The sequence below is a fragment of the Oleiphilus sp. HI0079 genome (assembly GCF_001635105.1).
Genome location: NZ_LWFT01000861.1, coordinates 1 through 11,695, shown reverse-complemented (window position 1 = coordinate 11,695; position 11,695 = coordinate 1). Strand labels below are relative to the sequence as shown.

Annotated in this window: 10 protein-coding genes; 8 read left to right on the top strand and 2 right to left on the bottom strand. The window is 48.8% G+C overall.

Going from position 1 to position 11,695, the window contains the following annotated elements; all coding sequences use genetic code 11:
• The 5 genes from A3750_RS16145 to A3750_RS16125 form a co-directional block, all read left to right on the top strand.
• A partial coding sequence (locus tag A3750_RS16145; protein WP_068548440.1) for a glycosyltransferase occupies nt 1-1,096 on the top strand: 1,096 nt, incomplete at its 5' end.
• On the top strand, nt 1,096-2,325 hold the full coding sequence (locus tag A3750_RS16140) for a hypothetical protein (RefSeq protein WP_068455554.1): 1,230 nt from the start codon (nt 1,096-1,098) through the stop codon (nt 2,323-2,325). The genes A3750_RS16145 and A3750_RS16140, both read left to right, overlap by 1 nt.
• A 9-nt stretch (nt 2,326-2,334) precedes the next feature.
• Nucleotides 2,335-3,177, top strand: a complete 843-nt coding sequence (locus tag A3750_RS16135) for a polysaccharide deacetylase family protein (protein WP_068455557.1) — start codon at nt 2,335-2,337, stop codon at nt 3,175-3,177.
• Nucleotides 3,174-4,076: a glycosyltransferase family 2 protein gene (locus A3750_RS16130; protein ID WP_082863188.1), complete on the top strand. Its 903-nt coding sequence runs from the start codon at nt 3,174-3,176 to the stop codon at nt 4,074-4,076. The genes A3750_RS16135 and A3750_RS16130 overlap by 4 nt, the downstream gene beginning before the upstream one ends.
• 19 nt (nt 4,077-4,095) lie before the next feature.
• Nucleotides 4,096-4,845, top strand: a complete 750-nt coding sequence (locus tag A3750_RS16125; protein WP_068548439.1) for an OmpA family protein — start codon at nt 4,096-4,098, stop codon at nt 4,843-4,845.
• A gap of 34 nt (nt 4,846-4,879) precedes the next feature.
• Here the strand turns inward: A3750_RS16125 and A3750_RS16120 are convergent, their stop codons facing one another.
• Nucleotides 4,880-5,791, bottom strand: a complete 912-nt coding sequence (locus tag A3750_RS16120; RefSeq protein WP_068455566.1) for a DMT family transporter — start codon at nt 5,789-5,791, stop codon at nt 4,880-4,882.
• 95 nt (nt 5,792-5,886) lie between these two features.
• Here A3750_RS16120 and A3750_RS16115 point away from each other — a divergent pair, with 95 nt between their 5' ends.
• Nucleotides 5,887-7,803 carry a methyl-accepting chemotaxis protein gene (locus A3750_RS16115; protein WP_068455569.1) on the top strand — a complete coding sequence of 639 codons (1,917 nt, stop codon included), beginning with the start codon at nt 5,887-5,889 and terminating at the stop codon, nt 7,801-7,803.
• Between the two features lie 38 nt (nt 7,804-7,841).
• Here the strand turns inward: A3750_RS16115 and A3750_RS16110 are convergent, their stop codons facing one another.
• Nucleotides 7,842-8,603, bottom strand: coding sequence for a MipA/OmpV family protein (locus tag A3750_RS16110; RefSeq protein WP_068464099.1), 762 nt, complete (start codon nt 8,601-8,603; stop codon nt 7,842-7,844).
• Between the two features lie 169 nt (nt 8,604-8,772).
• Between A3750_RS16110 and A3750_RS16105 the strand changes: the two genes are divergently transcribed.
• On the top strand, nt 8,773-9,753 hold the full coding sequence (locus A3750_RS16105; protein WP_068455575.1) for an MDR family oxidoreductase: 981 nt from the start codon (nt 8,773-8,775) through the stop codon (nt 9,751-9,753).
• Nucleotides 9,754-10,191: 438 nt separating this feature from the next.
• Nucleotides 10,192-11,695 (top strand): ABC transporter ATP-binding protein/permease (locus tag A3750_RS16100; protein ID WP_068548438.1); only part of this gene is annotated, 1,504 nt, incomplete at its 3' end.

The window sequence follows — 11,695 nt, the reverse complement described above, 5'->3', positions numbered from 1 at the left end:
CAAAGTCGGCTCGCCGAAAAGTGCGGAATTTCTGAACCAATTCGAGCAAGCGTTTCCTATGGTCGACATAGAGAGCCAATTAGTGCAGCTTCAGCCCGATATTATTTATGTACATAGCCTAAATGATATTGAGACGCTCAAACGCATTGTCGCGTTTCCGTGTCAGAAGATCCGCTTTTTTCACGACCAAAGGGCTTTCTGTCTTCGAGACCACAAATATACAACGATTGGCAAAAAGCCATGCGCGAAAAAACTGGGCCTGGATTGCTACAGCTGCCTAGGCTTTCTTAAACCATCTTCCATGCCTTGGAAAGTAGGGCTTAGAACGCTCGGCGAATTGAAAGCCTCATTAAAGCTCAACCAACAGTTCGATCGCGTTCTCGTTGGATCAAATTACATGGCTGAGCAGCTAAAGATGCATGACTTCGATGCAGAAAAGCTCGCGGTCGCCACCCTATTCTCCAATGCATTACGCCCTGCGGACCAAGAGACACCGCTAGTATTAGGTTCCTCAACGTCTTCAAATCTTGCAGATTCGCCCGTATCTAAACGGAAAAAACAACTACTGTTCGTCGGTCAGCTGGTGACAGGCAAGGGCCTGGATACTCTGCTTGAAGCACTTGCCAAATCTGCGCATGAGGTTGAACTCGTGGTCTGTGGGACGGGGAAAATGGAGCAAAACTATCAGCGTCAGTCAGAAGCCCTTGGATTAAGCCCGCGCGTTCGCTTCCTAGGACATCAAAACAGTGATCAACTGCGGAAACATTACCAACGTGCAGATGCCGTCGTCATTCCGTCCAGAGCACCCGAGACGTTCTGCCTGGTAGGGCTAGAAGCACTTGCAAATGGTACTCCGGTGATTGCAAGCAACACTGGTGGAATGAACGAATGGCTCAAACCCAACGTCAACGGCTTGGAATTTGAGGCCAACAACAGTGCCCAACTCGCATTTTCAATTGATCGCTACTTTTCAGACGTTCGCTTGCAAACTCGACTGCGTCAGTTTGCTCTGAAGAGCGACTACGGGCATTTCGCCCCAGAGCAGCACATTAACCTTGTGCACAACTTAATGACCAGCATGATGGAGGCTGCGTAATGAGCAAGCATCGATTCACACTCTCAAACAATCCTGAAGCCGAAAAGTGTATTTCTGGGTTGCTAGATCAAATCGCTAAGGTGGTCCAAAAAAACATCGCCGATCACAAGCTGCGCAGCCTTATTCTTCTCGGCGGCTATGGCAAAGGTGAAGGTGGCGTGAGCGTGGTTGGCAACAGCTATAAGCCCCATAACAACTTCGACCTTCTTTTGGTCACCCAACATTTGAGCAAGACAAAGCAAGAACGTGTCAACGAAGCACTGTCACAGCAGCTACAAGCTTTGGCAGGCAAGCTTGATATTGGAATCGATCTCTCGTTGATCGATCAGTGGAAACTCAAAAATATGCCGACGCGGGTCCTCTGGTACGACATGATGGAGGGCCATAGAACACTGCTAGGCGACGCCAAATTCGTGCCGTCTATCAAGCATAAACAGCGGGACATTCCAGCGTGGGATATGCGCAACCTCATGGTTAATCGAGGCTCTCTATTGCTCCTTAACCAAATTTGTTTGCAAAACGAGGAACGGTCTCAGGAACTGGATCGACTGATCATAAAACATGCGATGAAAGCCATTATTGGCTATGGCGATGCGCTGCTCTACTCTTTGGATGAGTATCACTGGTCGTATCGTGAAAAACATGCGCGAATTCTTAAGCACTCAGAGATAGATTTGCGATTCAAGCGCCTTTACGACGAAGCCCTATCTTTTCGGCTTTCACCGAAGTATGCCTACTATCTGCAGCTAGATTTAAAAGACTGGCATCGCAATGTCATGAGACAGCTTGAGTCAATCCATCTGAAATGCGAAGCCAAAAGGCTCCAACGTTCTGATTTAACGTGGCAAACGTACTTCGACACAGCGCTGGTGCATTCACTGTATGAACGTGAGTTTAACGCAAAAGAATGTCTGCGTAGACTGATGAATCTCATCAAACCAAAAACAGGAAAATTGCCGAATAAGCTGCCTCCTTTGGGCAAGCTCGCATACCAGCTTTCAGATAACGAGAGCATGTTACCGTTGATCTTCCCTTACATTGCTTTCAACCCGAGCTTTGTGAATTCCTCGGTTGAAAAACAGCATTTCGTTTCATTTTTCTCATCGCACTTTGGCAGGCAGGAACAAGATTCATTGCTGAGCATTATCAAGGCATATGTCCGCCAATGGGGCGCCACGTTTGACCGAAATTTAAGCGCCGTATTGTCTAAAAACCAGATTGCTCTATAGGACATAACTATGATTTGCATTACATCCGACATCCATCACATGAGCCTGAAAACAGGTAATCAATTGTACTCAGATCGCACCGAGGCGAGCATTGCCTGCGATTTTGTCGCTCGACTTAACGAGCACAATGCGAAAGTCACATGCTTCGTGACAGGTAAAGCCTTCGAAGAAGAGTGGCCTGAAATCAAACCCATGTGCGAAAGCCGCAATGTAGAAATAGGCGGGCATACGTATAGCTGCTTTATGCCGGAGCTATGGCATCGCGGCTGTAAAAAACTCTTTGGCAGCTACAACGGCCCAAAATGGCAGCAAGATTGGGATATCGCTAAGACCAAACGCATTATTCAAACCAAGGCGAACATCACCATTACTAGCTGGCGAAACCACATGTATATGCATGGCCCGCATACAGAAACCCTGCTGATGAAAAATGGCATCGAAGTCTGCTGCGATGGTGTGGATAGACAATCCTCCGGAACCCGAACACATCCATCAGGTTTAAAGAACTTCCCGATCAATATTATTCCCGATCATGAGCATTTGTATCACGCCGAGCGCACTCCTGAATGGGTGGAGAACTGGATCAAACGTTACAACTGGTCCGACGATTATGGCTCGAACTCGTATTATTTTTCAGATTGGTTCGACATCTTTAAGAACGAAATTCTTCTGCGTGAGGAACAGGGCGGTATCTCTCACCTGCTGATCCACCCAATCACAATCTATCTCTGCGGCGGCATGAAAGCACTCAATGAAGTCGCAGACTTTCTAGGCCAGTTTGAAACATGCTTCGTAACCGAGTTTTCGCGAAGCCAAAACAACATGATTCAACAAAGTGGAAGAGTACAATGAAAAATAGAGTCTCCATCATCATGCGCTGCAAGAATAGCGATTGGGTTATTGGCGAAGCACTTTCGGCGCTATTTTCTCAGGAATACACGGACTTTGAGCTAGTAGTCGTGGACTCGGGCTCCACAGACCGTACGTTAGAGTTTGTATCCCACTACCCCTGTCGTCTGATCGAGATCGAGCCTGGCGATTACTACCCCGGAAAGGTGTTAAATGATGCTATTGCGACCTGCGATTCAGACATCATTGTGTTTCTGAATTCTGACAGCGTGATGCTCGCACCTGACAGTCTCAGCAAGCTGATTGACGCATTCGACGATCCATCCGTCTCTGCCGCATTTGGACGCCAACTTCCACGACCGGAAGCCGAGTCTTGGGTAAGACGTGATTATGCCGTGAGCTTTCCAGAGAACGCAGAGGACATCCCTGACTGGATAACTATGTCATTGCCGCTCGCAGCCATGCGCAAAACGACATTTGAGCAACACCATTTTTACACTGAAGCATGGGCTTCCGAAGATACTGAATGGGGTAACTGGGCGCGCGAGGCCGGACACACCGTTCAATATGTTCCACAAGCACGCACGATGCATTCCCACAATTACACGTTGAAAGAAATCTATGGCAGGAGATTTGTCGAAGGTGAAGCCGACGCATTCATCTATCAAAAGCAGCCATCCTTCGCCAAGCAATGTTTGGCAACCGTACGTTGCTGTGCTCAAGACATGGTGTTTTTCATCAAAGAACGAGACTGGAAGTCTATCCCGTCCATCTTCCCACGACGCGCTGTCTATCAATGGGCTTACCTGAAAGGTTTACAGCTCGGCGCCAAGAGAAGGCAAACGAAAACAGCAGACGCAAGCATTGGCCAAGCCATTGTATTGAACAGCGTCGGAAGCTGAAATCAGGTCTTTTGTGAATATGAAGACGTCTCGATTCATCCGCAAAGCCAGTCTATTCACCCTGTGGATGCTGGCTTCACATACCGCATGGGCTGACCTCATCATCGACGAGCGCCACCATAAGGCCGTGCATATATTGACCTCTCCCAGCACCGCTATCATCTACCTAAATGGTAATAAACTGGGCGAATCGCCACTCGATATAGACATTGAGCAACTCACTGGTCTTTCAAATCGAATTACGGCTCTGCCTATGCATCCCCATCAGTTTCGTCAAGAGATTAACTTGTCCAAAGGATCGCTACCGGAACAGCTAAAAATTTTTATGGATATCGATACCCGCGACCGAAATCAACAAGCGGACGATGCGTCAAAAAGAGAGGAGCAAATCGCATCTGGCGATGATGTCATCGCCTGCAAAGGGAATGAGCACATACAAACACTGTACTTTGACACTAACAAACACCGCATATCAGACGCACAACGGACGCACTTAGAAAGTCTCTCTTGTGATTTGTTACAACGTGAAGTGCTTCCCTCGATCAATGTGTATGGGCAAGCCGACCCAAGAGGCACGCGCGAGTATAACGTCGAGCTCTCTTTGAAACGCGCCATATCCGTAAAAGAAGCGCTTACCCAATCGGGCTACCCAAGCGCGCTAGTGACGCCCTTTGCTTATGGCGCGACACAATTGAGAGATCAGAATAATAGAACGCTTCCGCACGAGAAAAACCGGCGTACTTACCTTGAAATTCACTACAACGAGTGAGCAGGGTCGCTGCCGCTATGCGCAAACGCGGAGTCTAGGCCTTCAAGGCCTTGGCTCGATAGAGAATGTTGATCATCGCACCAAACATGATTAAGACCATGCCAACAATGGCGAGAGATGTTGGTACTTCGTCAAAAAACAACAGGCCAAAAATAACGGCAAACACAACCTGCACATACGAAAATGCCGTCGCTCTGGCGGCTGTTTCGGTCTGCATTGCCTTTGTTAATCCGACTTGCCCCAACTGAGTAAAAACGCCCACCAGCAACAGTAAAACCCAAGTAGAAAGAGACTCGGGCCAAACGAAATCTGAGCCGAGCAATACCAAAGACATTGGCAATGCAATCATAGGGAAGTACAAAATAATCACCGAGCTATCTTCGAGCGCACTTAGCTTGCGAACCAGAACATATGCAATGGCACTCCCAAAAGCACCGAGTATTGCGATACTCACTCCGAAGAGGTTCAACCGCGTTACGTGCTCCGTGAGTTCTGCGTGACTTCCAGTCTGCAATATTGAGCCTAGAGATGCCGGCTCGACGACCAATACAAGCCCGATAAAACTCAACACCACGCATGCAACAACGCCAAGCTGAAATCGCTCACCCAAAAACAGCAGCGCAAGGACCGCAACAAACATCGGATGTAGATATTGCAGCATGGTTGCCTCAGCGAGTGGCAATACCGTAAGGGCGTAGTAAACCGCCATCAAGGCAATCGCGCCTACTGCACCCCTTGCGAACAGCAAGCCCTTGTGGGTTCCGAACATCGGCAGCCGTTTTCTGCGAATATCCAGATAACTCAAAACCAGAGAGACCAGTGACCGCGCGACGACAATCTCCAAAACAGGAATGCCATGCGAATACACAAGCTTCACGCAAACGGCCATCGCTGCAAAACCAAACGCGCTGAGCAACATATATCGTAAGCCAATTGGAAACAGCATTTAGAAAATTCCTTGGGGGATAGATAGAAATCTTGCGCGCAACTCATCGCACAACGACTATACTTTTGGTCAAAAATAAAACAGGACATGCACTCATGCAGAAATGGCAATCGCTTAGCATCAAACACAAGCTCATATTCGTGATGAGCCTAGCCTTGATCATTTCAATGCTGATATCAATGTTGATCACCAATTATTTATTACGCGATAGTACAACGGAGCGCATAACTAACACCGAGATTCCGGCGATTCTTTCCAGTGTCGGGAACGCATTAGAACTGCAAATCGCGCTACCGTTAAATACCGCACAAGGAATGGCCAACAACGCCTACGTTAATAAATGGATTGATCAGGGCGAGCCGCAAGACGCTACCCAAGATATTGCCGATTATCTAGGCGGAATCAAGCGCACGAGTGGCGCTAAGTTTGCGTTTCTCGTTTCCGCTGACAGCAGTAACTACTACTCCGACTCAGGCCTGCTAAGAACCGTTAGTCGATCTGACGATGGCTGGCTTTATGACTTTCTCGGCTCCGGCGAAGATTTCAGCCTAGATCTAGACCGAGACAACAGCACCGGAATATTTACACTCTTCGTCAATTATCGGGTTGCAGGCGGCAAAGCCGTCACTGGCGTCGGCATTACCGTTGCAGAGCTGTCTAAGCTCATTCAAGATTACTCGATAGGCGAAAATGGCTTTGTCTATCTCGTCGATGCATCCGGACAAGTTCGCATCCACCCCGACACAGAAAAATCTGGCTCACTCACGCTAGCCAATCAAGAACATACCGCAAAGTTCGCTACCCAACTGCTCGATAAAGAGGGCGCCATTCTGTTAGAGAATTCGGGCGATTTTATTCTCGCATCGCACTATATACCCAGTTTAGACTGGTACATTATCGCAGAGATTCCGCGTGATGAAGTCTACGCCGGAATCAATCAAACGACGCAGGCGCTCATTGTTGTAAATATACTGCTCGTACTAGGGTTAATCGGCGCAATTGCGCTCGTCGCCACGTCACTCAGCAAACCCATTCAAGAGACGGCAAGCATGCTCGCCTCAATTGCTGAAGGCGATGCCGATTTAACGCAAAGACTGAACACAAGTCGTCGCGACGAGCTGGGCCAGCTCGCCAGCTCGTTCAATCAATTTGTCGAGAAAATGGCTTCGTTAGTTGAGCAAATTTCATCAACGGCTGCGTCGGTGAATTCAGTTTCACAGGATGTATCCGAGTCTGCACGAAAAACTGAGCAAGGCTCAAAAGAACAGCTGCATAGCGTTGACATGGTGGCCACCGCGATTACTGAAATGGGCGCAACCGTAAAAGAAATTGCGCAAAATGCGACACACACTGCGGACGCGAGTCGCGATTCGGCAAATGAAGCCAATAACAGCCAAGAGACGGTAAGCAACACTGTTTCAGAGATTCAGAGCCTCGATACCGAACTTGCCTCAGCGTCATCTGTCATCTCTGAATTAGCCGAGGACATACATAAAATCAGCTCGACGCTTGCGGTCATATCGGGTATTTCCGAACAGACGAATCTTCTCGCTTTAAATGCCGCCATTGAAGCTGCGCGTGCGGGCGAGCAAGGTCGTGGATTTGCGGTAGTTGCGGATGAAGTTCGCATGTTGGCAAAACGCACTCAGGAATCCACCGAAGAAATTAATGAAATGATCGGTCGTCTTGAACATGGATCCAGTAACGCAGTCGGCGCGATGGATGCCGGTAAACAGCGCTGCGAGCTCGTGGTACAAAGCTCTCAGCAAATTAGCAGTTCACTTGAGTCGATTCGGTCGGCTATTGAGCGCATTTCAGATATGTCTTTTCAGGTTGCAACGGCAACAGAGCAGCAATCAAGCGTGGTGGACGATCTCAATCAGCACATTGTTTCGATCAATGATATGGCGAACCAGACAAGCCATGTCTCGCAGCAAAATGCCAACTCATGCGATGAGATGTCCGCTCAGGCTGAACGCCTTTCAAACCTGGTTGGCAACTTTAAGTACTGATCAAGCACAACTCAAAACCCATGCCCATCAACACATGGCTAGAAAAACCGCGTCCAGGCGAACCGAATGTTGTACCCTTCGGTTTCGTCGACGATGGGGCTGTCGCTAATTTCGTTGGCGTACCAGACATACCCTAGATCAATCCTCGTAAAGCCACCAAAAAGAATCGGCGTGGAAAAGTTCAAATCCGCTCTGTAACTCAAGCCGGACTTTGCGCTATAGGCGGCTCGATTGGCTGTTGCTTCGGACTCTTTGACACCATAGTAGTAGTCGATCAAATTCGCACTGAGGTAATGCACAGACACTTCGGGAACAAAAAAGAATGGCCCGCGATTGAACTGCCGCGAGATCTGGAAGCTTGTTTCGGAGCCTTTGTGTTTTGACAACACATCATGCATGTAAGAAAACTCAAAACGCGCAACGTCTTTAGGCTGATAACCAAACACCAAACCACCATCAATCGTTCTGTCGCGATCATCCATGCCACTAAGCGAAGCACTGTCCTCGGCTTCATAACCATCAAATCGCACAGCCAATCGCGCTCTAGCCGAAAAAGGGCCATCCTTAACAAATTTATAGCTGCCAAACGGACCGTAAAACTCTAGGGACTCACCGATATAACCAATCGCAGGAATGGGGATAAACTCATTACCTTTGCCTTCATAAATCGACTCCGTGTACCCTGCGCCAAAGCCCCAAAACCAGCCTTGCGGGCGAGGTTTTTTACCTTCAAGATCCGCAAAGGCCGAGGCGGTATTAAGCAGCGTCGCAAGTAAGACGCATATTTGGATTTTGTTCATAGTGTCCCTTTATGTTTTGATGTGCCGTTAAATATCTTTGAGCCGCACAATTCTAAGTAATCTAATACATCTGAAAATGGAAAACAGATCCATTCGACTAAAGACCAGTAGTCTGGTCCACGGCGGGCGTGTCAAAATGCCGCTCTACACTTCACAAGGAGATCGCTAAATGTTTAAAGCCTTGGTTTTAAATCAGCAAGATAAAGTCACCACATCGAGCATCGAAACTCTGGATGAGGCCCAACTTCCGGAGGGCGACACTCTTGTGCGTGTCAGCCATTCATCGATCAACTATAAGGATGGACTAGCGATTACGGGAAAGGGAAGAATCATCCGTGACTTTCCCATGGTGCCCGGCATTGATTTTGTAGGTGAAGTAATTGAGAGCGCCAGTACTGAGTTTACTGCCGGCCAGCAAGTGGTTCTCACAGGCTGGGGCGTCGGTGAAAACCATTGGGGTGGCATGGCCGAGAAAGCACGTGTTAACGCAAGCTGCCTAGTTCCTCTCCCTGAAAAGCTGCGTCCTGAGCAATCGATGATGATCGGTACCGCAGGTTTTACCGCCATGCTCTGCGTTCAAGCGCTTATTGATGGCGGCTTAACCCCGCAGAGCGGCACGGTTCTAGTCACCGGCGCAAGCGGTGGCGTCGGTTCTGTGGCTGTCACCCTACTCAGCGAACTCGGGTTTAGCGTCGCGGCAGCAACGGGTCGCGCGAATGAGAACGCCGACTTTCTAACCTCTCTTGGCGCAAGTGAACTTGTCGAGCGCAGCGCGCTTGAAGAGCCCGCTAAACCGCTTGAAAAGCAGTTGTGGGCGGGGGTTGTAGATACCGTGGGTAGCAAGGTGCTCGCCAAGGCGCTAAGCCAAACGCAGTATGATGGCGTCGTTGCCGCATGCGGCTTAGCGGGCGGCTTTGACCTACCAAGCACCGTCATGCCGTTTATCCTGCGCAACGTTCGGCTTCAAGGCATAGACTCGGTAATGTGTCCGAAGGAACGGCGTCTCGCTGCATGGAATTCGATTGCAGAGCTCCTTCCGGCAAAATTTTATGAATCCGCGAGCACGACGATTTCGCTTGAAGAAACAGCCGACTACGCAGAGAAAATCACCCTTGGCCAAACGCGAGGCCGGGTTATTGTCGCACTATAGTCACTGCCGGTGATTGGGCCAGCAGCAGTGATATAAACAGTGATCTCAGTAGTGATCGCAGCGCGCCAAAATTCTAAAAAACAGAATAAACAAAACGTTTTATTTCAATTTAAGGAATGGCGGCGCTCTGCAATACTCGTTTCTCATCAACAACACAGCACTACGAGGGATTCACTATGCACCAGATCGTCAGTACAGCCATCAAATCTCAAACTCACGTAAACAAACCGCGAGAAAACACGAAGAGAAAAAGCGCAAACGCCGCAAACTGTAACTACAGTAACAACTACTACGGAGATCAAATCTGCCACGCTTGCTCTTAGATGTTCGTTGCTACCTTGCAAGCACGGTGTTTAGTAGCAACGGCACGCCGTCCTACTAACGACTCCCCCCCGGGCATGGCATAATGCTCTTCAAAAAGCCCTCCAGGAAAATGCCATGCGCGGGATGCGTTCCGATTTCAACCCAAACCAAAAGATCGACTGGTCTGTAGTTCGGCAGGTTGTTCCCTATATTTTTGAGTTCCGCTCTCGCGTTGCGCTTGCGCTTGCGTGCCTTGTCGCAGCAAAACTTGCCAGCATTGGCATGCCCTTTGTTCTAAAACAAATTGTCGATAATCTTAACGGACAATTTGATGCGCAAGCCTCTTCCGGCTTGGATAGCAAAACGGCAATGGCGCTAAGCGTGCCTATTGCGCTGTTAATCGCATACGGTTTTATCAGGCTTGCCAACTCGGTGCTTGGCGAGATTCGCGACACGCTCTTTGGCCGCGTAACCGAACGTGCCATGCGCCGCATTGGCCTGAGGGTTTTCGAGCATCTCCACCAGCTAGATCTCGCTTTCCACCTCAATCGAAGAACTGGCGGTTTATCACGCGATATTGAGCGCGGAGTGAGCGGCATTAACTTTCTGATGCGCTTTTTGGTGTTCAATATTGTACCGACCTTTCTAGAACTTTTTCTGGTGATGGGCATACTATGGCAACAATACAGCATCTCTTTTGCACTCATCGTTTTGGCGTCGGTTGTTGCTTATGTCTGGTATTCAAAATCCATCACCGACTGGCGCACCAAGTTTATCCGTGAGGCAAACGAGGCAGACAACACGAGTACCACCCGCGCCGTCGACAGCCTGCTTAATTTCGAGACGGTGAAGTACTTTACCAATGAGCAATTTGAAGCCAATCGGTATGACGGCGCACTGGCATCTTGGGAGCAGGCAAAACGTAAAAATCGACTCTCTCTGTTTGCACTGAATGCGGGCCAAGCGCTCATCATCGCGCTCTCAATGACTGCCATGCTCTCTCTCGCCGCTTACGAAGTTACCCAACAACGCATGACCATTGGTGACTTCGTGCTCGTAAATGCCTTTATGATGCAAATATTCATGCCGCTTAACTTTCTTGGCTTTGTGTATCGAGAGATCAAGAGTTCGCTCACCAATATTGAACGCATGTTTGATCTGCTTAAAGTAGAATCGAGTGTTCCAGACAAAAGTAACGCAGACTTAAATCTCATCACTGGCCGCATCCACTTCGAACATGTCGATTTCGCCTACGATGCCCAACGGCCAATCCTGAAAAGCCTTTCAATTGAGATAGGGCCTGGAGAGCGGATTGCTATTGTGGGTCGCAGCGGTTCAGGAAAATCCACTATCGCCCGCTTACTGTTTCGCTTCTACGATGTATCGTCAGGAAGTATCCGAATTGATGAGCAGGATATCCGCGACGTAAGCTTGCATAGCTTAAGAGATGCCATTGGCGTGGTGCCGCAAGACACCGTTTTGTTCAACGATTCCCTGCTCGAAAACGTGCGATATGGCTGCCCAACAGCGACCGATCAAGAAGTCGAAAAAGCGATTGAACTTGCGCACCTAAAGGAGTTTGTTACGTCATTGCCTTCGGGCTTACAAACGCATGTTGGCGAAAGAGGCTTAAAACTCT